16 protein-coding genes are annotated in these 21,665 nt (G+C 73.7%); 11 read left to right on the forward strand and 5 right to left on the reverse strand.

Features of this window, described 5'->3' with window-relative positions:
- The 10 genes from ACZ5XZ_RS16380 to ku all read left to right on the forward strand — a co-directional run bounded on the left by ACZ5XZ_RS16380 (window position 1) and on the right by ku (window position 14,879).
- Window positions 1-999 (forward strand): ABC transporter substrate-binding protein, encoded by a 999-nt coding sequence (locus ACZ5XZ_RS16380; RefSeq protein WP_468978346.1) that lies wholly within the window; start codon window positions 1-3, stop codon window positions 997-999.
- A gap of 91 nt (window positions 1,000-1,090) precedes the next feature.
- Window positions 1,091-2,281, forward strand: coding sequence for an ATP-grasp domain-containing protein (locus tag ACZ5XZ_RS16385; protein ID WP_468978348.1), 1,191 nt, complete (start codon window positions 1,091-1,093; stop codon window positions 2,279-2,281).
- Window positions 2,278-4,080 carry an IucA/IucC family protein gene (locus ACZ5XZ_RS16390; RefSeq protein WP_468978350.1) on the forward strand — a complete coding sequence of 601 codons (1,803 nt, stop codon included), beginning with the start codon at window positions 2,278-2,280 and terminating at the stop codon, window positions 4,078-4,080. Before ACZ5XZ_RS16385 ends, ACZ5XZ_RS16390 begins: the two co-directional genes overlap by 4 nt.
- 2 nt (window positions 4,081-4,082) lie before the next feature.
- Window positions 4,083-5,408 (forward strand): MFS transporter, encoded by a 1,326-nt coding sequence (locus ACZ5XZ_RS16395; protein ID WP_468978352.1) that lies wholly within the window; start codon window positions 4,083-4,085, stop codon window positions 5,406-5,408.
- A complete protein-coding gene (locus tag ACZ5XZ_RS16400; protein ID WP_468978354.1) occupies window positions 5,396-7,192 on the forward strand; it encodes an IucA/IucC family protein in 1,797 nt (598 codons plus the stop codon). Before ACZ5XZ_RS16395 ends, ACZ5XZ_RS16400 begins: the two co-directional genes overlap by 13 nt.
- On the forward strand, window positions 7,189-8,409 hold the full coding sequence (locus tag ACZ5XZ_RS16405; RefSeq protein WP_468978357.1) for a type III PLP-dependent enzyme: 1,221 nt from the start codon (window positions 7,189-7,191) through the stop codon (window positions 8,407-8,409). Before ACZ5XZ_RS16400 ends, ACZ5XZ_RS16405 begins: the two co-directional genes overlap by 4 nt.
- A 157-nt stretch (window positions 8,410-8,566) precedes the next feature.
- Window positions 8,567-12,778 (forward strand): molybdopterin-dependent oxidoreductase, encoded by a 4,212-nt coding sequence (locus ACZ5XZ_RS16410; RefSeq protein WP_468978359.1) that lies wholly within the window; start codon window positions 8,567-8,569, stop codon window positions 12,776-12,778.
- Window positions 12,779-12,927: 149 nt separating this feature from the next.
- A complete protein-coding gene (locus tag ACZ5XZ_RS16415; protein WP_468978361.1) occupies window positions 12,928-13,158 on the forward strand; it encodes a hypothetical protein in 231 nt (76 codons plus the stop codon).
- Window positions 13,159-13,384: 226 nt separating this feature from the next.
- Window positions 13,385-13,780, forward strand: coding sequence for a DUF7144 family membrane protein (locus ACZ5XZ_RS16420; RefSeq protein ID WP_468978364.1), 396 nt, complete (start codon window positions 13,385-13,387; stop codon window positions 13,778-13,780).
- Window positions 13,781-13,898: 118 nt separating this feature from the next.
- Window positions 13,899-14,879, forward strand: a complete 981-nt coding sequence (gene ku / locus ACZ5XZ_RS16425; protein WP_468978365.1) for a non-homologous end joining protein Ku — start codon at window positions 13,899-13,901, stop codon at window positions 14,877-14,879.
- A 17-nt stretch (window positions 14,880-14,896) separates the two neighbouring features.
- On the opposite strand, the gene ACZ5XZ_RS16430 is transcribed toward ku, so the two are convergent.
- The 4 genes from ACZ5XZ_RS16430 to ACZ5XZ_RS16445 all read right to left on the reverse strand — a co-directional run bounded on the left by ACZ5XZ_RS16430 (window position 14,897) and on the right by ACZ5XZ_RS16445 (window position 18,992).
- Entirely contained in the window at window positions 14,897-16,414 is a 1,518-nt protein-coding gene (locus ACZ5XZ_RS16430) for an alpha/beta hydrolase (RefSeq protein WP_468978367.1), read from the reverse strand.
- Window positions 16,415-16,848: 434 nt separating this feature from the next.
- Window positions 16,849-17,271 (reverse strand): hypothetical protein, encoded by a 423-nt coding sequence (locus tag ACZ5XZ_RS16435; protein WP_468978369.1) that lies wholly within the window; start codon window positions 17,269-17,271, stop codon window positions 16,849-16,851.
- A gap of 47 nt (window positions 17,272-17,318) precedes the next feature.
- Window positions 17,319-17,747 (reverse strand): SRPBCC family protein, encoded by a 429-nt coding sequence (locus ACZ5XZ_RS16440; protein ID WP_468978371.1) that lies wholly within the window; start codon window positions 17,745-17,747, stop codon window positions 17,319-17,321.
- Between the two features lie 138 nt (window positions 17,748-17,885).
- Window positions 17,886-18,992 carry a PP2C family protein-serine/threonine phosphatase gene (locus ACZ5XZ_RS16445; RefSeq protein ID WP_468978373.1) on the reverse strand — a complete coding sequence of 369 codons (1,107 nt, stop codon included), beginning with the start codon at window positions 18,990-18,992 and terminating at the stop codon, window positions 17,886-17,888.
- Window positions 18,993-19,154: 162 nt separating this feature from the next.
- Here ACZ5XZ_RS16445 and ACZ5XZ_RS16450 point away from each other — a divergent pair, with 162 nt between their 5' ends.
- Window positions 19,155-19,787: a GNAT family N-acetyltransferase gene (locus ACZ5XZ_RS16450; RefSeq protein ID WP_468978375.1), complete on the forward strand. Its 633-nt coding sequence runs from the start codon at window positions 19,155-19,157 to the stop codon at window positions 19,785-19,787.
- 251 nt (window positions 19,788-20,038) lie between these two features.
- On the opposite strand, the gene ACZ5XZ_RS16455 is transcribed toward ACZ5XZ_RS16450, so the two are convergent.
- On the reverse strand, window positions 20,039-21,535 hold the full coding sequence (locus ACZ5XZ_RS16455) for an alpha/beta fold hydrolase (protein ID WP_468978376.1): 1,497 nt from the start codon (window positions 21,533-21,535) through the stop codon (window positions 20,039-20,041).
- Window positions 21,536-21,665: the final 130 nt, after the last annotated feature.

Raw genomic sequence — 21,665 nt, forward strand, 5'->3', positions numbered from 1 at the left:
ATGTTCACCAGAACCGCTTTCCGTGGCCGGCTGCTCGCCGCGCCCCTCGCCGTCGTCGTGGGCGCCGCCGCCCTCACCGCCTGCGGCGGCAACGCCTCCGACGACGACTCGGCCAAGGGCGGCGCCGGCTTCCCGCGCACCGTCAAGAGCGTCATGGGCGGCGAGGTGAAGATCCCCGCCAAGCCCAAGCGCGTGGTCGTCCTGGACACCGGTGAGCTCGACGACGTCACCATGCTGGGCATCAAGCCCGTGGGTGCGGTCTCCCCGCACATGAAGACCGAGGGCGGCTTCCCCGGCTACCTCAAGGACAAGATCGGCGGCGTCAAGGACGTCGGTCCGCTGCTGGAGCCCAACCTCGAAAAGATCATCTCCCTCAAGCCCGATCTGATCCTGTCCTCCAAGGTCCGGCACGAGAAGATCTACGACAAGCTCAAGGCCATCGCGCCGACCGTCTTCACCGAGACCACCGGCGGCCCCTGGAAGGCCAATCTGAAGGTCCACGCCAAGGCCCTGGGCCTGGAGAAGCAGGCCGACGAGAAGCTCAAGGCGTACGAGGCGCGGGCCAAGGCGCTGGGCGAGGCCATCAAGAAGAAGTACGGCAAGATGCCGTCGGCCTCGGTCGTCCGCTTCGTCGCCGGCCCGACCCGCCTCTACCAGAAGTCCTCCTACAGCGGCGTGGTCCTCGACGACATCGGCCTGGCCCGGCCGAAGTCGCAGAGCTCCACCGACCCGGCGAAGCCGATGCTCGACGTCAGCCCCGAGCAGATCGACAAGGCCGACGCCGACCTGGTGTTCGTGACCGTCGCCGACACCCCGGACAAGACCCAGCAGAAGGACGTCACGTCCAACCCGGTCTGGAAGGACCTGCCGGCGGTCAAGAAGCACAAGGTCTTCGACGTGCCGGACGAGACCTGGATGTCCGGCATCGGCATCCAGGCCGCCGAGCACATGCTCGCCGACGTGGCCAAGGCCGCCGGCGTGCCGCTGCCCAAGGCCTGAGACACCCGGAGAGGGGTGGGCCGCCGTCCCCCGGCCCACCCCGCACCGCCCCCCTCCCCGCACCGCCCTTGATCCCGAAGGTGTCCCGCTCATGCGGATGTATCTGCTCGCGCTCAACCCCACCGACTCGGTCACCGACGGCTTCCTGCCCGCCGCCGCCCGCCTCGGTCTCGACGTCACGGTCCTGACGGACCAGCCCGAAGCGCACCGGCGCGCCTACCCCGCGACCGAGGTCCTGGAGTGCGACGTGCGGGACTTCCGCGCCGTCATCACCCGGATCACCACCCACCGCCCGGCCGACGCGGTCTTCACCAACAGCGACCATCTGCAGACCCAGGCGGCCCTGGTCGCCGACTACTTCGGACTGCCCGGCAAGGACTGGCGGGCCGCACTGCGTGCCAAGAACAAGGCCGAGATGCGCCGCCATCTCGCGGCGGCCGGCGTCGACACCGTGCGGACCGCCGAGCTGGCGCCGGACCAGGACCCCTCCGTGCTGACCGGCGCCGGCCTGCCCTTCCCCTGTGTCCTCAAGCCCCGCGAAGGCGTGGCCAGCGAGGACGTGGTGCTGGTCGGCGACGCCGAGGAGCTGGTGGCGCGCGCCAAGGAGATCCAGGCGCGGCGGCCCGGTGCCGCCCTGGTCGCCGAGGAGTTCCTGCCCGGTGAGCTCTACACCCTGGAGACGCTCGGCGACGGGCGGGTGCGGCATGTGCTGGGCGGGTTCCACACCGTCGTCTCCCCGCCCCCGGCCTTCATCGAGGAACGGCTCGACTTCGTCGCCGCCCACCCCGAGCCCGTGCTCGCCCAGGTGCTGGCCCAGCTCGACGCGCTGGGCGTCGGCTTCGGGGCCTGTCACACCGAGTTCGTGGTGCACGAGGGACGGGCGCGGCTCATCGAGGTGAACTACCGCGTCATCGGCGACCAGTGCGACCTGCTGCTCGCGCAGCTCCTGGACATCCCGCTCTTCGAGCACATCCTGCGTACGCATCTGGGCGAGCCGCTTCCCGCCGACCTCGGTGCCCGGCGCGACGGTGCGGGCCGGGTGGACTACGCCCTGGCCGACCGGGCCGGGACCCTGGCCGGCGCGCCGGCCGCCACGGACCGCGAGGTGGACGGCGTACGGCTGAGCTACCGGCCGCTGCGCGAGGTCGGCAGTGCGCACCCGCTCTACGCCACCAACCGCGACTACCTGGGCGTACTGCGGGTCACCGGCGCCGACCGGGCGGCCGTGGACCGGCTCGCGGACGGCTTCTTCGCCACGGAGCGCTGGGAGATCTCGTCGTGACCGTCGCCCCCGACACCCTCGCGGGCCGGGCCGACGAGGCACGGGCCGGGGCGGCCGAGGAGTCCGAGCTGCTGCTGCGGGTGCTCGGCGCGCTGCTGCGCGAGGACGTCGTCGGGCTGCGCACCCGTGGCACCGTGCTGGAGCGGCCGGACGGCCCGTGGCTGCGACTGCCCGCCGGCGAGGGCACCGGTGCGCTGCTGCTGCCGCTGGGGCCGGACGGCTACCAGAGCGAGTACGCGGCTCGGCTGCCGCTGCTCGTCCGTGAGTCCGACGGCGCCCGGCTGACCTCGGTCGACGAGGTCGTGGCCGCGCTCGGCGAGCTGGCCGACCCGGCCGACCGCCCGGGCTTCGAGGCGTTCGCCGAGGAGTGCCGGCAGACGCTGGCGACGATGCGGCTGCACACCCGGACCCGGGAAGAGGTCGAGACCGTACTGGCGAAGCGTCACGGCCCGGACGCCGATTCCTGGCTGGGACTGGACGGAGGGCTGGCCTACGACACCCTCGCGGCCCGGCTCGACCACCCCGTGTACCCGACCGCGCGCGGCCGCCTGGGCCTGAAGGAGTCCCAACTCCGTTCATACGCACCGGAGTTCCGGCCGCGCTTCGCACTGCGCTGGCTCGCCGTCCCGCGCGGTGCGGTCACCGTGCCCGGCGGGGAGGCGACCCTGCCCCGCTGCTGGCCGACGCCCGCCGAGCTGGGCCTTGCGCACCTGGGCGGCAGCCATCTCGCCCTCCCCGTACACCCGTTGACGCTCGGCGACCCGCTGCACGAGGCACTCGGTGCGACCGGTCTGGAGCGCGAGGCGGTGCTCAGCGAACGCGCGGTGCTCGGCGTGGTGCCGACGTTGTCGATGCGGACCGTGGCGGTGGCCGCCGACCCCCGGCTGCATCTGAAGCTGCCGCTGGCCACCTCGACGCTGGGGCTGCGCAACCGGCGGACCATCAAGCCGCCCACGCTCATCGACGGCGCCGAGGGCCAGCGGCTGCTGGCGACGGTGCTCGCCCGCGAGCCGCGGTTCGCAGAATCGATCCTGCAGGCCGACGAGACGGTGTACGCGCACGCCGGCCACGAGCTGCTGGCCGTACTGTGCCGGCGCTACCCGGCGGGCCTGGAGGACAGCGCCGTGGTGCCGATGGCCGCGCTGCTCGCCCCGGCGCCCGGCGGACGACTGGTGATCGACCTGCTCGCCGACCGCTACTACGGCGGCGACCCACTGGCCCTGCTGGACGCATGCCTGACCCTGCTCTTCGACTGGCAGACCACGCTGTTCGGGTACGGCATCGGCCTGGAGTCACACCAGCAGAACATCTCGCTGGTGCTCGACGAGGGGGCACACGGCACCCGGCTTCGGCTGCTGTTCAAGGACAACGACGGGCCGCGGATCAACACCGTGCGGCTGCGGGACACCCTGGGCGGGGACGCCCCGGGCCCCGCGGACTTCGCCGACCCGCGGATCTTCGCCGCGGACGACCAGCCGGTGCTGGACCTGTTCACCACCATCACCGTCCACCTCTGCGCGGGCTCCTACGCCTTCGGGCTGGCCCGGCACGGGCGGGCCCCGCTCGACCGGCTGCTGACCCTGGTGCGCGACCGGCTCGCCGAGGCCGTCGAGCGGCTGGGCACCGCGCCGGGCGAACCGGGCGCCGCGCTGCGCTCGCATGTGCTGGACGCCGGGCGCCTGCCCGTCAAGGCCATGGTCAGCGCCGGAACCCTGCTGTCCAAGGAGCGCTCGGGCGCGGCCGACATCAACAAGCACTACACCACCGGACCCAACTACCTTTTGTCTGCGGTGACATGACGATGAGCCAGACAAGCCCGACGAGATCCGTCGCCACCCGCCGTGACGCCGCGGCCGCGGTCGAGACCAAGGTCGGCCCGGGCCTCGCCCGCCGTCAGGTGTACGCGGTGGCCGGCTGCTACTTCGTGGCGTCGTTCGCCGCGCTGGGGCTGCCGCCGTACCTCACCGAGATCCTCCCCGAGCTGGGCGACGGCGCCGCCCGCTGGGCCGGGCTGCTGTACATCGTGCCCACCATCTTCGGTGCCGTCGGCGCACCGCTGTGGGGACGGCTCGCCGACCGGTTCGGCCGCAAACGGCTGCTGCTGCGGGCACAACTGGGGCTCGCCGCGGCGTTCGTGCTGGCCGGCTGGGCCGATTCGCTGGGGACCTTCGCCGCCGCCCTGGTCCTCCAGGGGGTCCTGGGGGGAACCTTCGCGGCCTCGAACGGCTACCTGGGGGCGGCACTCGAAGGCAACGCCCTGTCCCGGGCCCTGACCCTGATGCAGGGCAGCGCCCGGGCGGCGCTGGTGTGCGCACCGATCGTCGTCGGCGCGCTGACGCCCTGGCTCTCGCCGCACCGCCAGTACGCGCTGATGGCGCTGCTGCCGCTGGCCGCCGCCGTGATGCTGGCGGTGCTGCCCGAGCCACCCCGGACCCGCGCCACCGGATCGCCGCAGGCCGCGGCCGCGGCGGAGGACGGGGCGGCCGGGCCGGCGGAGGCCGCCACGGGCGATGACGTCGAGTGTGCCCCGGCCGCCTCCCTGCGGGCCCTGTACGCCCTGGAGTTCACCTTCGTGTTCTCCACCGTCATCTCCTTCCCGTACCTGATCGCCCTCATCAAGGAGCGCATACCGGGCACCGGGCCGATGGTGTCCGGGGTCCTGTTCGCCCTGCCGCACATGTGCTATCTGGTCGCGGCGATCGCGGTGCACTCCCTCTTCCACCGCCGTCCCCGGCTCGGCATCGTGCTCGGCTTCGGCTGTATCGCGCTGGGCCTGGCCGGGCACGGCATCGCCGACTCGCTCACCGCGTTCGTCGCGGTACGGCTGGTGCTCGGCGCCGGGCTCACGATGGGCCTGGTCTGTCTGTCCGTACTGGCCGCCAACTGCGCCAAGGGCCGTGCCCCCGGCGGGCTGTTCGGCTCGATCGAATTCTTCTCCAAGGCCGGTGCGGTCGCCGCCGGAGTCGCCGCCGCGGCCGGCAACGACTGGTTCGGCCCCGCCGCGCCGGTCCTGACCGGGACCGCGGCGGCGCTGGCCGCCGTCCTCGCCACCGGTGCGCCCGGCCTGCTGCCGCGCCTCCTCCCCCGTACTCTCCGGACCCGCAGGAGCCTTCGATGCCCTCGCTGACCAATTCGCCCGGCACCGCCCCGACCGCGCCCGCCGGCCTGCCCACCGCCGACCAGGCCGTGGCGCACACCCTGCTCAACTGCCTGCTGCGCGAGGTGTCCGGACCCGAGCACCAGACCGCCGTGGACGACGGGCGGCTGCTGCTCAGGCTGCCGCGCCGCGGGGTGCTGCTGCGGGTCGCGCTGCGCCGTACGTCGCTGCTCGGCGCGCACCGGTTCACCGGCCCGGTGACCGAGCAGACCGCCGACGGCTGGGCCGAGGTCGGCTGGCGCCGGCTGGCCGAGTACGTGCACGCCGAACTGTCGCTGCGGACCGGTGTGGACAACGAGGAGTTCCTGGCCCAGATCGCCTCCAGCCACCAGGCCGTCTCCGCGGCGCTGGCCGCCCGCGCCGAGCGGCACCCGGGCGCCGGGGACGCCGGCCGCGACGACTGGCAGGCAGCTCCTGCCGACTGGGAGTCGGCGTATGTCGCCTCCGAGCAGTCGCTGATCCTCGGCCACCGCTTCCACCCCACGCCCAAGGCCCGTACCGGCGACCCCGCCGCCTGGCAGTCCTACGCCCCGGAGACCGGCGCCACCTTCCCGCTGCTGCTGCTCGCCGTACGCCGGGAGCTGGTCGCCGAGGAGACGGCCGAAGCCGAGGCCACCGCACCGCTGGACGCCCTGCACCCCGGCGTCCCGGACGGCTACCGGCTGCTGCCCGTCCACCCCTGGCAGTACGAGCTGCTGCGCGACCACCCGGGCCTGCGGCAGGCCCTGGACCGCGACGACATCCGCGTCCTGGGCACCGGCGAGCAGCCCTTCGCGGCCACCGCGTCGGTCCGCACGCTCTACGACGGCGCGGCGTTCCTCAAGTTCAGCCTGAACGTCCGGATCACCAACTGCCTGCGCAAGAACGCCAGTTACGAACTGTCCGGCGCGGTGGCGCTCACCCGCCTACTGGCGCCGGTGCTGGACGGTCTCGCCACCCGCTTCCCCGGCAGCGCGGTGCTGCGCGAGCCCGCCTACCGCAGCCTGGCGCTGCCCGGCGCCGACGGCCGCCCGGACACCGAGCTGCTCGAAGGCTTCGGCGTCATCGTCCGCGAGGGCCTGTCCCAGCGGCTGCTGCCCGGCACCACCCCGCTGCTGGCGGCCGCGGTCGCCGACGAGTACCCCACCAGCCCGGCGCACATCTCCCGCCTGCTGGACGGTGCCGGGCCGCGAGCCGCGCTGGAGTGGTGGGCCGCCTATCTGGGCCTCCTCCTCCCGCCGGTGCTCGCCGCCTACTTCGACCACGGCCTGGTGCTGGAGCCGCATCTGCAGAACGTCCTGGTCTGCGTCGACGGCGACGGAATGCCGGCCCAGGTGCTCTTCCGCGACCTGGAAGGCACCAAGCTCGTCCCCGAGCACCACACCGAGCTGCTGGCCTCGCTGCCCGAGCAGGTCGCGGCGCCGATGACCTACGACGCCCAGCGCGGCTGGGACCGCGTCGTGTACTGCCTGCTGGTCAACCACGTCGCCGAGATGCTCGCCGCGCTCGCCGATCTGCACCCGGGTACCGAGGCGGAGCTGTGGGCGCAGGTCCGCCGCACCCTTCAGGCCCACGCCGACCGGCACGGCTGCCCGCCCCGGCTGGCCGCCCTGCTGGCCGGCGTGCCGCTGCCCGCCAAGGCCAATCTGCTCACCCGCTGGGAGCGCAAGGCCGACCGCGAGGCCGGCTATGTCCTGCTGCCCTCGCCGCTGGCCGAGGCCGTCCTGTCGGGCGCCGTGCGCGCCGACGACACCACCCCCTGGAGCGCACGATGACCGCCCCCACCACCGCCGTCCGCGAGCGCGCCCTGTCCCTCGGCGCCGAGGAACTCCCCGCGTACCTCTACGACCTGGCGGCCCTGCGCGCCCACATGGCCGAGGTGCGGGCCGCGCTGCCCGAAAGCGTGGAGCTCTACTACGCGGCCAAGGCCAACCCGGAACCGGAGATACTCGCCGCGCTGCGCCCGTACGTCGACGGCTACGAGGTCTCCTCGGGCGGCGAACTGGCGCACGTCGGCAAGGCCGTCCCCGATGCGCCGCTGGCCTTCGGCGGCCCGGGCAAGACGCCGAAGGAGCTCGCCCAGGCGCTCGAACTCGGGGTACGGCGCTTCCACGTGGAGAGCCTCTACGAACTCCACATGCTCGGCCGCCTCGCCGCCGACCTCGCCCCCGACCGGCGGGTCGCGGTCCTGGCCCGCTTCAACCTGCCCGTCGCCGACGGTTGCCTGGACGGCAGCTCGCTGGCCATGGGCGGCCGCCCCACCCCCTTCGGACTGGACCCGGAGCAGGCCGACGAGGTCGTCGCCCGGCTCACCGACGGCAGCTACCCGCAGCTCGAACTCGTCGGCGTCCACGCCCACCTGGCGAGCGGCCTGGAGGCCCCCGAGCAGCTGGCCGTCTCCGAGGCCGTCGTGACCTGGGCCGCACGGCTCGCCCGGCGCCACCGCATCGGCCTGTCCGAGGTGACCGTGGGCGGCGGTATGGCCGTCGACTACGCCGCCCCGGAGCGCCGCTTCGACTGGTCGGCCTACGGGGCGGGGCTGGCCCGGCTGGCCGCCGCCCACCCCGGTGTCACGCTGCGTATCGAGCCGGGGCGGGCGCTGACCGCGTACTGCGGCTGGTACGCCACCGAGGTGCTGGATGTGAAGCGGAGCCACGGCGAGGAGTTCGCCGTGGTCCGCGGCGGCACCCACCATCTGCGCACCCCCGCGACCAAGGGGCACGACCAGCCCTGCACGGTCCTGCCGACCGACGCGCCCTGGCCGCACCCCTGGCCCCGCTCCGCGGCGCGCGGCGACCGCGTCACCCTCACCGGCCAGCTGTGCACGCCCAAGGACGTCCTGGCCCGTGCGGTCCCGGCGGCGGGGCTGCGGGCCGGCGACCGGGTGGTGTTCGGCGTGGCCGGGGCGTACGCCTGGAACATCTCGCACCACGACTTCCTGATGCACCCGCGCCCCGGCTTCCATTTCCTCGGTACGGCACAGCAGGGCTGATGCCGCGCGGGCACCTGGCGCGGACCGCCGCATCTCACGGAGGCCCGCGAGGGACTGTGTGGTCGCCGTAACGACCGTTGATCGCTTCGTGTGACACCCGCTTAACGGGCGGCTCGTAGGGTCGGAGCCCTGCATCCGACCACTAAGGGGACCGTCCGTGACCGCACCGGAACCGCTGGCAGAGCACCTGACACAGGTGCGGACGGCGTGCTCGTACTGCGGTGTCGGCTGTGGAATCGTCCTGGACGTGGCCACGGACCGCGACGGTCGCCGTACGGTCCGTAAGGCATCCGGTGACAAGGCGCACCCGACGAACGCGGGCCGGCTGTGCACCAAGGGCGCGACCAGCGCCGAGCTGCTCGCCGCGCCGGGGCGGCTGTCGACCGCCCTGGTGCGCGCGGACCGCGGCGACGAGCCGGTGGCCGCCGCGATGGACACCGTGATCAAGCAGACCGCCGGCCGGCTGCGGGCGATCGTCGACGAGCACGGCCCGGACGCGCTCGCCCTGTACGTCTCCGGTCAGATGACGCTGGAGGCCCAGTACCTGGCGAACAAGCTCGCCAAGGGCTTCGTGCGCACCCGGAACATCGAATCCAACTCGCGGCTGTGCATGGCGAGCGCGGGCAGCGGCTACAAGCTGTCGCTGGGCGCGGACGGCCCGCCCGGCTCGTACCAGGACTTCGAGCACGCCGAGGTGTTCCTCGTCATCGGCTCCAACATGGCCGACTGCCATCCGATTCTCTTCCTGCGGATGATGGAGCGGGTCAAGGCGGGCGCCAAGCTGATCGTGGTCGATCCGCGGCGCACCGCCACCGCGGCCAAGGCGGACCTGTTCCTGCAGGTCGCGCCGGGTACGGATCTGGCCCTGCTCAACGGGCTGCTGCGGCTGCTGGTCGACGGCGGCGCGATCGACGAGGAGTTCGTCGCCGAGTACACCGACGGCTGGGAGGCGATGGCCGAGTTCCTCCAGGACTACCGGCCCGAGTCGGTCGCGGAGATCACCGGGATCCCGGAGGCGGACCTGCGCCGGGCCGCCGAGTGGATCGGCGGCGCGGCGGGCGCCTGGATGAGCTGCTGGACGATGGGGCTGAACCAGAGCACGCACGGCACCTGGAACACCAACGCGCTGATCAATCTGCATCTGGCGACCGGCGCGATCTGCCGCCCGGGCGCCGGTCCGTTCTCCCTCACCGGCCAGCCCAACGCGATGGGCGGCCGCGAGATGGGCTACATGGGGCCGGGGCTGCCCGGACAGCGGTCCGCGCTGGTGGCCGAGGACCGTGCCTTCGTCGAGGAGCTGTGGGGTCTGCGGCCGGGGACGCTGCGGGCGGACGGGGCGGGCAGGGGGACCGTCGAGATGTTCCGGGAGATGGCGGAGGGGGACATCAAGGCGTGCTGGATCATCTGCACCAACCCCGTCGCCTCGGTCGCCAACCGCCGGACGGTCATCGAGGGGCTGGAGGCGGCGGAGTTCGTCGTGGCGCAGGACGTCTTCACCGAGACCGAGACCAACGCGTACGCCGATGTGGTGCTGCCGGCCGCCATGTGGGGCGAGTCCGAGGGTGTCATGGTCAACTCGGAGCGCAATCTGACGCTGGTGCGGCAGGCCGCCGATCCCCCCGGCGAGGCCTGGCCGGACTGGCGGATCATCGCGCGGATCGCCTGCGAGATGGGGTACGAGGACGCCTTCGGCTATGAGAGCGCGGAGGAGATATTCGAGGAGATCAAGCGCGCCTGGAACCCGCAGACGGGGTACGACCTGCGCGGGGTGTCCTACGAGCGGCTGCGGCGCACCCCGGTGCAGTGGCCCAGCGCGTCGGCGGACGGGCCCGACCGCAATCCGGTGCGCTACCTCAACGACGGTGTCAGCCAGCAGGTGGCCCTGCGCCCGGACGGCTCCCGGCCCCGGTTGTCCTTCCCCACCCCCAGCGGCCGGGCCGTGTTCTTCGCCCGGCCGCATCTGCCCGCGGCCGAGCTGCCCGACGACGACTTCCCCTTCGTGCTCAACACCGGCCGGCTGCAGCACCAGTGGCACACCCTGACCAAGACCGGCAAGGTCGCCAAGCTGAGCAAGCTCAACCCGGGGCCGTTCGTGGAGATCCACCCCCGGGACGCGGAGGCGCTGGGCGTCGCGGAGGGCGATGCGGTGGAGGTGGCCTCGCGGCGCGGGCGGGCGGTGCTGCCGGCCGTGGTGACCGACCGGGTGCGGCCCGGGAACTGCTTCGCGCCGTTCCACTGGAACGACCTGTTCGGCGAGTACCTCAGCGTCAACGCGGTGACCAACGACGCGGTCGATCCGGTCTCCTTCCAGCCCGAGTTCAAGGTGTGCGCGGTCTCGCTGGCCCGGGTCGCGGGCGAGCGGGGACCGGCGGGGAGCGCGGCCGGGGCGCGTACGGAGGGGGCGCCCGGGCCCGCCGCGGAGTTCGGCGGCGGGACGGAGGGTGCGGTGGCGCTGCTGTCCGAGGTGTTCCGGATCCCCGATCCCACTCCGCCGGTGCTGGCCGCGCACGAACGCCGCTATCTGTCCGGCTTCCTCGCCGGGCTGCGTTCGGGAAACGCCTCGGGGACGCCCGTGCTGCCCGCGCAGGCGCCGTTCGGGCCGGAGACCGCGCTGTGGGTGAACGGCGTGCTGGCCGGGATGTTCTCGCGGGTCGAGGACGGCCGGCCGGCGGCGGACGGCGCGGCGGGCGCACCCGCCGAGGCCGCCGACGCCGCGCCGTCCCGTACGGTCATCGTGCTGTGGGCCTCGCAGACCGGCAACGCGCAGGAGGTCGCCGCCGACACGGCCAGGCGGCTGAAGGGCAGCGGGCGGGACGCGACGCTGCTGAGCATGGCCGAGAGCGCACCGGCGACCCTGCCGCGCACCGCCGATCTGCTCATCGTCACCAGCACCTTCGGTGACGGTGACGCGCCCGACAACGGATCGGGGTTCTGGGAGACGCTCAACGCGCCCGACACTCCCCGGCTGGAGGGGGTGCGCTACTCCGTCCTCGCACTGGGCGACTCCTCCTACGACGACTTCTGCGGCCATGGGCGCCGGCTCGACGCGCGTCTGGCCGAGCTGGGCGCGGTCCGGCTGGTGCCGCGCACGGACTGCGAACCGGACTACGAGCAGCCGGCGGGGCAGTGGGTCGAGCAGGTGCTCAGTGCCCTGGAGGGCGGGGCGGACGCAGGGGACGCCGGCGGCGCCGGGGAGGCGGGGGCGCTCGCGCCGGCCGCCGCGCCGCAGGCTCCCGCCCGCGCCGCCAGGCCCGCGCCGAGCGTCGCCCGGCTCGTCGGCAATCAGCTGCTGAGCCGTGCCGGGGCCACCAAGGAGGTGCGCCGGTTCACCTTCGACACCCGCGACGTCGAAGGCGGGCCGCTGGACTACGCGGTGGGCGACGCGCTGGAGGTGCAGCCGACCAACTGCCCCGAGCTGGTCGCGGAGTGGCTGGAGCACACCGGTCTCGACCCCGCCACCACCGTCGAGGTCCCGGGCCTGGGCACGGTGTCGTTCGGCGAGGCGCTGCTGCGCCATCTGGACATCACGCGGATCTCCCCGAGCCTGCTGCGGCTGACCGCCGAACGCACCGGTGACCGGTTGCTGAAGAAGCTGCTGCGGCCCGACAACAAGGGCGAGTTCGCGCAGTGGGCCTGGAGCCGGCAGGCCGTCGACGTGCTCGCCGAACACCCGGTCCGGGCCGATGCCGCGGAGTGGGCCGCCCTCCTGCCGCGGCTGCGGCCCCGGCTGTACTCCATATCGTCGAGCCCGCTGACCGACCCCGGCCTGATCGATCTGACGGTCTCCGTCGTGCGCTATGAGAACCGCCACGGCCGCCCGCGCAAGGGCGTGGCCTCCACCTTCCTCGCCGACGCCGAGCCCGGCAGCCCGGTGCCGGTGTTCGTCCGGTCCGCCCCCCACTTCCGGCCGCCGGCCGACCCGGCCACACCGATGGTCATGGTGGGGCCCGGCACCGGCGTCGCGCCCTTCGTCGGCTTCCTCAACGAGCGGCGCGCCCGCGGCCACCGCGCCCCCAACTGGCTGTTCTTCGGCGAGCAGCGCCGCGCCACGGACTTCTACTACGAGGACGAACTCGGCCGACTGCGCGAGGAGGGGCTGCTCACCCGGCTGGACACGGCCTTCTCCCGCGACCAGCGCGCCAAGGTCTATGTGCAGGACCGGATGCGTGAGCACGGCGCCCATCTGTGGTCCTGGCTGCAGGACGGTGCCCACTTCTATGTGTGCGGCGACGCGTCCCGGATGGCCAAGGACGTCGACCGCGCCCTGCGCGAGATCGCCGTGGCGCACGGGGGGCTGACGCAGGACGCGGCCGCCGGCTACGTCAAACAGCTCGCGGCCGAGAAGCGCTACGTCCGCGACGTGTACTGACCGGGGGTGGCGACACGCCTCGGTGTCCAGGGCCTCCCACGCGTACGCGTACAGCCGGAAGTCCCGCACCAGGTCCGTCCCGGCGGCGGTTCCCCGAACGGGCCGATCACCGGCATCGGCCGCAGGATGGAGGGGGAGGAGAGAGCGCTATGACCGCCACGACCACAGCCGCCACCGCCACCGCCGTCGGCGTCCCGGCCGCCGGGGCGTCGGCCAGCGAACCGGCGCCCGACGGGCCCGGTCCCGTGCCGAGCCGGCCGGAGCCGGTGCCGCGCGACCCGGTCCCCGCCGAGCCGGAGCCGGACGAGCCGGGCCCGCGACCCGAGGAACCGCCGGGTGGGGAGCCGGAGGAGAACCCCGCCCCCGAGCCGCCCGACTGAAGCGGGCCCGCACCGGGCACCGCGCCGGCCGGATCGCCGCGCGCCATGAGGGCCTGTCAGCCACCGGCGCCTGCCGCGCGACGGCGGTACGGCGCGTCCGCGCCCCCGGCCCGCGGTGCGGATCCCTGACATGCGGAGGGTCGGGGCCTGTGGAAACGTGGAATCAGGGCATGACCACCGGCGGGTCCGCGCCGGCGGCCAGCGTTTCTCAAGTGAGGAGTGGACCATGGCCCCTCAGAAGCAATGCGTCGGCGGCTGGACGGCGTTCGCCGCGGTACTGATGATCTTCGGTGGTGCGATGGCCTTCCTGGAAGGCATCTCCGCAATCGCCAAGGACAACGTCTTCGTCACGACGCGGAACTACGTGTTCTCGTTCAACCTCACGGGCTGGGGCTGGATCCATCTCATCCTGGGCCTGGTCATCCTCCTCGCGGGCATCGCGCTGCTGATGAGCGGTGCGACGTGGGCCCGCGTCCTCGGTGTCGTCCTCGCGGGCCTCGGGGCGCTCGCGAACTTCCTGTGGATCCCGTTCTACCCGTTCTGGGCCATCGTGCTGGTCGCGATCAACATCTTCATCATCTGGGCCCTGTGCGCGGGAGACCACCGGCATCCGGTGACCTGAGGCGGTCCGTCCGTACGGCGCGCCCGATCCCTCCCGGGACAGGTGATTCATCCCGGGATGTGCCCTTCCTCCGCCCCGTTTAGCATGGAGCCGACCGGCACCGATGAAGGCGGCCCCCATGCGTCCCACGGCGAAGTTCTCCATCAGCTTCGGCCTGGTCACGATCCCGGTCGCCGCGTACAACGCCACGGACAGCTCGGCGTCGGTCAGCTTCGTGCGCATCCACACGGCGGACGGCGGACGGGTGCGCAATCAGCCCGTGTGCTCGCTGGAGGGCGTCGAGATCCCCCCGGACGAGATCGGCCGCGGCTACCGGCCCGGCGACGGCGAGACCGTCGTACCGCTGAGCGACGACGATCTGGACGCGCTGCCGCTGCCGACCGCGAAGACGCTGACGATCCTGGCCTTCGTCGCCGGCGGTGACATCGACCCGCTGCAGATGGGCAAGGGCTACTACCTGGGTGTCGACAGCCCCGCCGCGGCCAAGCCCTATGTGCTGCTGCGCGAGGCGATGGAGCGGCACCGTCGCGTCGGGCTCGGCAAGATCGCGCTGCACGGACGGGAGACGCTGGCCGTGATCCGCCCTTTGGAGGGCGCGCTGGTGATGCAGGTGCTGCTGTGGCCGCACCAGATCCGCCCGATGGACGGCGTGCTGCCCGAGCGGCAGGAGAAGATCGCCGCCAAGGAGGTGGCGGCCGCCGAGGCCCTGATGGACTCCTACGGCGGGCTGTCCGAGGACGATGTGCACGATCACTACCGGGAGGCGCTCGACGAGATCGTGGCGGCGAAGCTGGCGCATCGCGAGCCGGCGTTCGAGACCGGCGAGGAGCCGCCCGCGGGCCAGGTGATGGACCTGATGGCGGCCCTGCAGGACAGCGTCCGCGCCGCCAAGCGGTCGCGCGGCGAGGAGGAGGGATCCGGGCCCGCCGCGAAGAAGGGCGCGGCGAAGAAGTCGCCCGCGAAGAAGGCCGCCGCCGAAACCGCCGCCAAGAAGGCCACCGCCCGGGCCGCCTCCGGGGCCGCCGGCAAGAAGACCGCCACCAAGAAGCCGCAGGCGGCGAAGCGGACCGGGACCGGACGCGGCCGACGGGCCGGCTGAGCCCCCCGGACCGCGGCTCAGCCGCAGGAGGTGTGGGGCTTGGGCATCCTGCCGTCCAGCAGGAAGTCGTCGACGTACCCCTGGACGCAGGCGTCACCGGAGGCGTAGGCGGCGTGCCCCTCACCGCGGTAGGTCAGCACCGTGCTGGCGTTGTCCAGTTCACGGGCCATGTTGAGGGCGCCCTCGTACGGTGTCGCCGGGTCGTTGGTGGTCGCGACGAGCAGGAGGGGCGGCGCGTGGGGGGCCGCCACCTCGCGGGAGGAGTCGTCGCCCGCGGCGGGCCAGCCGTAGCAGTCCAGCAGGGTCGGGGCGATGTCCGGGCCGAAGAGCGGGGAGGCCCGGGTGAGTTCCCGCTCGGCGCGGGGGTAGTCCTCGGCGTCGTAGCGCTCCGAGGTGTCCCGGCAGGAGACCGCCCGCAGGGCCAGCTGGTCCTGCGGCGGCAGCTTGTCCCGGCCGGCCTGCCGCGCCGGGAGGCGGTGGGCACCGCCGGCCTGGCTGCCACCGGTGTCGCTCAGCCGGAGGATGCCGGCGCCGTCGCCGCGTCGCAGCTGCGCCAGCGCCTGCCGCAGCGCCGGCCAGTCGCTTCTGCTGTAGAGGGCCTCGCGCAGCGCGTAGACATAGGTCGTCTGGTCGACCGTCCGCCCCTTCACCGTCATCGGGCGGTCGCTCAACTCCCGGTACCAGCCGCGCAGTTGGTCCTGTGCGCGGCGCCCGTCGGTGCCCATCGGGCAGTCCTTGGCCCGGATGCAGTCGGCGGCGAAGTCGTCCAGCGCCCGCTGGAAGCCCTTCGCCTGGGCCAGTGCGGTCTGCCAGGTGTTCTTGGTCGGGTCCTCGACGCTGTCCAGGACCATCCGGCCGACCTTGTCCGGGAACTGGTGGGCGTAGACCGCGCCGAGCTTGCTGCCGTAGGAGAACCCCAGGTAGTTGAGCTTGCCGTCGTGGACCGCGGCACGCAGCACGTCCATGTCCCGGGCGACGTCGGGGGTGCCGACCCAGGGCAGCAGCCCGCCGGAGTACCGGCCGCAGGCGTCGTTGATGCGCTTCTCCTTGGCCGCCAGGGTGTCCTGGGCGCCCTGGGCGGGGGCGAGTTCGGTGCCACAGGTGACGGGTTCGGTGCGGCCGGTGCCGCGCGGGTCGAAGCTGACGATGTCGTAGCGCTGCCCCAGCCGGGCGAAGGCGCTCCCGTTGTCGATCAGATAGTCCACGCCGGAGGCACCCGGCCCACCGGGGTTGATCACCAGGGAACCGAGCCGCTCACCGGGGCCGGTGGCGCGCAGCCGGATCAGCTGGACCCGCAGCGTGGTCCGTGCGGGGTCGGTGTAGTCGCGCGGCACCTCCAGCCGGGCGCACTCCAGGCGTTGCTGATAGCCCGGCGGCTGGGTGGCGTCCTGCCCCGGTGTGCCGCTGCGCATGTCCTGTCCGCAGGGCTCCCAGGCGAGCCGCTGCTGGTAGAAGCGCGCCAGATCCGGGTCATCGACGGCCGTGGTGGCCGGAGTTCCCGCGAGGAGGGCGAGCAGCGCCACCACCGCACCCACGGCCGGCAGCCGCAGCGACGCCCCGCGCCGGCGAACACACCGTGCTCCCCCTACTCCCACACGAGACGGCGCACGGCGTGTTCCCGGCATATCTCCGAGCCTAGGGCCGTCGCACCTCTTCCGCACCGCGCGGCCGGCCCGCGGGGAGGCCGGGCGGTGCGGGTATCCGCGTGCCGCGGCCCGGCGGGGCGGCGTAACGTCGGCAATGGCCCCGGGAGGGCCGGCGGCGGCCCCACGTGGCCGCGAGGTCACAGCGGCAGCGGTGCGAAGGTGCGAGGCGAGCGGCGAGACCGGTTCCGGCCCGGTGGACCGGGCCCTGCTCCAGGCGCTGCGGGACTCCGGGGCGTCGGCCGGGGGGCTTATGTGCGGGCGGCCGACGAGCCGGTGCTGGAGGGCGACAGCAGCCGCGGCGCCCTGCTGCTGTGGCCCGCCGGTCAGCCGCCCGCAGCTGTCGGCGGACGAGCGGACGAGCGGGCGGCGATCGAGAGCGCCTGCCGGCGTCTGGCGGCCCTGCCGGCCGACCGTTCCGGTGCCGGGGCCCGGGTGCCGCCGCCCGGGGCGCCGCGCGTGCTGTCGCCCCCACCCGTGCGTCCCGTCAGCGCGCGCAGGAGGCCCTGGCGCCCGCCGACCTCACGGGGCCGGAGGCGGTGGTGCCGGTAGGCGCCGGGCAGATCTACCACGTACTGCACCTGGCCGCCGCGCTCACCGAGGCCATGGAGGTCCGGGACGTCGTGGACCTGGTCGCCGACCAGATCGTGCCGGCCTTCGGCGCCCAGGGCGTGCTCGTCTACGCGGCGGAGGGCGGCCGGCCGCACACCATCGGTCAGCGGGGGTACTCCGCCGAAGCCGTCGCCCACTCAGAGCCGGCCCGCCCGGATGTCCGGCCCCGACGCCTGACGCCGCTTCACCGCTGCGTTTCCACCAGCTCCTTGAACTGCTGGAGGTCGCTGCGTACGCCCCGCTCGATCGCGGCCGCCTGGGCGAACCCCTTCGGCCCGCCGAAGGCCTCCGTGACGGTGCCGGGCTCGTACTCGAACCGGGCCTGGAGCCTGGTGTGCTCGCCGTCGATCGGCTGCAGCGAGAAGGTACCCGCCAGCTCGGGGCCGCTCGTGGTCCGCCACTTGATCAGGTTGTCCTGGTCACGGTCGGTGATCTGGATGTCGACCGCCTGGGACCGGCCGCCCGCGTTCACGTCGAGATGCGTCAGTTCGCCCTCAGTACGCGCCTGGCGCACACCGTCCACGAACCGCGGATAGGTCTCCGCGCGATGAAGGCATTCCCAGGCCGTATGGAGGGGAACGCTGATGTCGATGTGTTCTTCGAGTGTGCTCATCAGGCACCTCACTGCTCGGCTCATGGCTACCCGGTTACGTCTCCAGGGTGCTCCGGGCCGGGGCCGGAGGCGACCCGGGTCGGGCGGCTCGGGGCGAGCGGCAAAGCGGCGAGCGGCTCAGGGGCTCAGGCGAGCGGCTCAGGGACACCTCGCGATCGCGATCATCGCGACGTCGTCGCCCAGGTTTCCCCCGGCGTACTGGAGCAGGTCGTGGTGGAGGCGGCGCACCAGCGACGGCGGGTCGGTCTCGCGCCAGGTGGCGACCCGTTCGACCAGCGGGTAGAACGCGTTGTCCCTGCCCCGGGCCTCGACCACCCCGTCGGTGTAGAGGAGGAGAAGGTCGCCGACGTCGAACCCGAACGTCTCGACCTCGTACTCGCTCTCCGAGGGGGCACTGAGGCCCAGCGGAAGTGCGGGCTCGCGGACCTCCAGGGCGTGGACCCGGTCGTCGCGCAGCAGCAGCGGCGGCGGGTGTCCGCAGTTGACCATCGACAGGGCGGGGCAGTCGTGGTGGACGTCCATGACCAGTGCGGTCACGAAGGACTCCGCCGCCTCGGCCTCGCCCTCGGCGAGGTGGGCCATGTTCCAGTGCACGGAGTTGCCCAGGTGCGCCACGATGCCGGGCAGCGAGAGGTTGCGGTAGGCGGAGCCCTCGAAGGCCCCGATCAGCATCGCGGCCTCTTCGATGGCGGCCAGGCCCTTGCCGCGTACGTCGCCGATGACCAGGCGGGTCGCGCCGGGGGCCGGTACCGCCGCGTACAGGTCACCGCCGATCTGGGCCTCGGCCTCGGCGGCGATGTACGCGGACGCGATCTGCAGCGGTCCGATGCGCTCGGGCAGCGGCCGCATCAGGACGTGCTGGGTCGCGACGGCCACCGACTGCACCTGGCTCAGTCGCCGCTCGCGCCGGTCCCGCACGTACCGGAAGAACGTGAGGAACGCACCGATCACGATCAGGGCGGCGATCTGCGCCTGGTGGTTGGCGGTCATCAGCCCGCCGTGCAGATGGCCGACGACGATCTGCGCCGCCACGGCGAGGGCCGCGACGGCGCCGGTGAGACCGGCTCCGGCGAAGGAGGCGGTGATCGCGGGCGCGGCGACCAGGAGCGGGCCCAGGTGGATGGTCGTCGGCGTATGGATGTCGATCAGCGTGACGGCGACGATGATCGCCAGCGGCACGGCCAGCAACCCGTGCTTCGGCCGCCAGGCGCCGCCGAGCCGGGTGACACCGCGCCGGATGCTCATAACTCCTCTCTACACCTGTGACGACCACCGCGCCGAGCCGCGCCGGCCGGTGATCGCCGCGGTTCAGGCGCTGCGGGAAAAACGGATGCCGCGCCCACCCACCGTAGGTAATGTGCGCACAGGCATCGCGCCTATTACTCATTCCACTTCAGGGAGGGTTTGATGATTCCGGAACTCGTCAGGACCTGGGCGGCCGGCTGGGCCGTCTCCCGCGCCACTCCGCCGCCGGCCGAGCGGCCCTGGGGGTGCTATCTCGACGTGGGCAGGCCCGACCAGGTGGGCCGCCATGTCCTGCCCGAGGCGCACGAGTCGGCGGTACGTGCGGCCGCCGCCTCGGTGACCGTGCCGCACACCTGGCTCAAGGTCCCCATGGATCCGGACGGACTCGGCCCCTGGCTGCCCGCGGGGTGGGTGGTGGACAAGGACGAGGCCGGGCATCTGATGGCCGCGGATCTGACGGCCACGGACCCGGTGGCGCCCGCGGGGTACACCGTGTCCCTGGAGACCCGCGCCGGCGTCACCTACGCCCAAGTGCACTCGACGGCCGGCGAGTTGGCGGCGCAGGGGCAGCTGGCGGTCCTCGGGCGGGCCGCGGTCGTCGACCGCGTCGTCACCCAGGAGGCGCACCGCCGCCGCGGGCTGGGCGGCCTGGTGATGCGCACCCTCGCCGACCACGCCGTGGCCGGGGGCGCGACCCTCGGCGTACTCGGCGCGACCGACGAGGGGCGCGCGCTCTACGAGACCCTGGGCTGGAAGACCCACGCTCCGCTGGCGGCGTGCATCTACCGCCCGTAGGCGGCCAACCCGTCGGCCCCCGTGGCCCCCTCGACCCCCCATACCCCCCATACCCCCCATACCCCTCGGCCCCCATGGCCCCCTCAACCCCCGTGCCCCTAGGCCCCCGTGGCCCCTCGACCCCCGTGACCCCGCCCCCCGGAATACCCCCCGCCCCCGCCACGTTGTGGCCCCGCAGGGGGCGCTCGCTTCCCCTACGGGATCTGTTCGCCCGCCCCCTAGGAGCCACGTAGCACCTCCGCCCCAGGGCCTCACGGCGTCGGCAGCCCCGGGCCGGTGCAGTGCACATCCGCCGCGGGGACGGTCCCGTCGACCAGGTACGCGGCGGCGGCAGCGTCCACGCAGGCGTTGCCCCGGCTCGCGAACACGCCGTGGGAGTAGTCGTGGTGAAGGGTGATCAGGCGCGAGCCGGGCAGGTGGCGGCGGAGCTGCCGGGCTCCCTCGATGGGGGTGACGGGGTCGTGCGCCGAGACGATCAGCAGGACCGGGGGCGCCGCCGGACTGCCCAGGCGGGTGCGGTGGGCGGGCTCGTGGCGCCAGTAGGCGCAGGCCGAGGCCTCCATTCCCGTGACGAGCGGCTGGGGGTCGTACCGCCGCAGGCGCCGCAGGTCGGCCGTGACCCTGCCGGGCGTGGGACCGCGCCCGTCCGCGCACTTCACCACGCGGTTCGCGGACTGGAAGGTGCGTGACGCGGCCCCGTCGAAGGGGTCGTCGGGGCGCAGGAGTGCGGTGTCGCCGTGCCGCAGGTACGCGTGGATGCCGGCCGCGAGGTCCGCCCAGCGTTCGGTGCGGCCGAGGGCCCGGTAGACGGCGCGGTCGAACGCGGCGGGGCCGAAGCCGTCCGCGGGGTGCGCCGCGAGCGCCCGGCGCGCCCTCAGGTAGGCGGCGCGGACCCGGCCGGCGCTGCCGCCGAGAGCGAAGCGCGCCTCGTGCCGGGCGGCCCAGGCGAAGAACACCTCGCGCTGGCGCAGCAGCGCCCGGCTCTGCCGCAGGTCGAAGTCGTACCACCCCCAGGGGCCGACGACGCTGTCCAGCACCATCCGGCCGACGTGCCGGGGGAACTGTGCGGCGTAGGCGGCGCCGAGGTAACTGCCGTAGGACACACCGAGGAAGCCGATCCGCCGCTCGCCGAGCGCGGCGCGCAGGGCGTCCATGTCGCGGGCGGTCTCGGTGGTGGACAGGTGGGCCAGGGCGTCGCCGGCGCCGTCGGCGCAGTCGCCGGCCAGCCGCCGGAGCGAGTCGAGGTACGCCCCCTCCGCCGGGCGCCCGACCGGCAGCGGGTCGGGGCCGGGGGCGGCGAAGAGGCCGCCCATCGGGCCGCAGTCGACGGGCGCGCTCCGCCCGGTGCCGCGCGGGTCGAACCCGATCACGTCGTAAGCGCGGCGCACGCTCTCGGGCAGCTTGGCGCGTTTGGTGACGGCGTAGGGCACGCCCGGGCCGCCGGGCCCGCCCGGGTTCACCAGCAGGACACCGCGACGCCGGGCGGGTGGACCGGAGGCGCGTACGCGGGAGACGGCTATGCGGATCTGCCTGCCGTCCGGGTGCGCCCAGTCGAGCGGGACGCTCAGCCAGCCGCATTCGACGCGGTCGGGCGCGGCCGGGGCCGGTACGGACCGGGGGCAGGCGCCGAAGCGGAGCGGGGGCTTCGGGGTGGTGGCGTGGACGGGGGCGGCCGGGACCAGGGCGGTGGCGGTGGCGGCGGCCACCAGGGCGCGCCGGGCACGTCGGCGGCGTACGGCGGGAGTCACGGGTCCTCTTCACGGGGTCGGGGAGTGGGCAACGGGGCCTCAGATGACAATGAAAACGATTATCGTTAAGGTGGGGGCTCGTCAAGGCGGCCCGCCCCTGCACGGAGCCGGGCCGGCCCTGCGTCCAACT

This window comes from Streptomyces sp. NPDC033270, assembly GCF_055576575.1.

What these genes read in the sequence shown, in the direction of transcription:
- ACZ5XZ_RS16415 (WP_468978361.1), top strand. Translation starts at nt 12,928, where the DNA reads ATGACCGCCACGACCACAGCCGCCACCGCCACCGCCGTCGGCGTCCCG.
- ACZ5XZ_RS16400 (WP_468978354.1), top strand. Translation starts at nt 5,396, where the DNA reads ATGCCCTCGCTGACCAATTCGCCCGGCACCGCCCCGACCGCGCCCGCC.
- ACZ5XZ_RS16445 (WP_468978373.1), bottom strand. Translation starts at nt 18,992, where the DNA reads ATGAGCATCCGGCGCGGTGTCACCCGGCTCGGCGGCGCCTGGCGGCCG.
- ACZ5XZ_RS16395 (WP_468978352.1), top strand. Translation starts at nt 4,083, where the DNA reads ATGAGCCAGACAAGCCCGACGAGATCCGTCGCCACCCGCCGTGACGCC.
- ku (WP_468978365.1), top strand. Translation starts at nt 13,899, where the DNA reads ATGCGTCCCACGGCGAAGTTCTCCATCAGCTTCGGCCTGGTCACGATC.
- ACZ5XZ_RS16420 (WP_468978364.1), top strand. Translation starts at nt 13,385, where the DNA reads ATGGCCCCTCAGAAGCAATGCGTCGGCGGCTGGACGGCGTTCGCCGCG.
- ACZ5XZ_RS16450 (WP_468978375.1), top strand. Translation starts at nt 19,155, where the DNA reads ATGATTCCGGAACTCGTCAGGACCTGGGCGGCCGGCTGGGCCGTCTCC.
- ACZ5XZ_RS16440 (WP_468978371.1), bottom strand. Translation starts at nt 17,747, where the DNA reads ATGAGCACACTCGAAGAACACATCGACATCAGCGTTCCCCTCCATACG.
- ACZ5XZ_RS16405 (WP_468978357.1), top strand. Translation starts at nt 7,189, where the DNA reads ATGACCGCCCCCACCACCGCCGTCCGCGAGCGCGCCCTGTCCCTCGGC.
- ACZ5XZ_RS16380 (WP_468978346.1), top strand. Translation starts at nt 1, where the DNA reads ATGTTCACCAGAACCGCTTTCCGTGGCCGGCTGCTCGCCGCGCCCCTC.
- ACZ5XZ_RS16385 (WP_468978348.1), top strand. Translation starts at nt 1,091, where the DNA reads ATGCGGATGTATCTGCTCGCGCTCAACCCCACCGACTCGGTCACCGAC.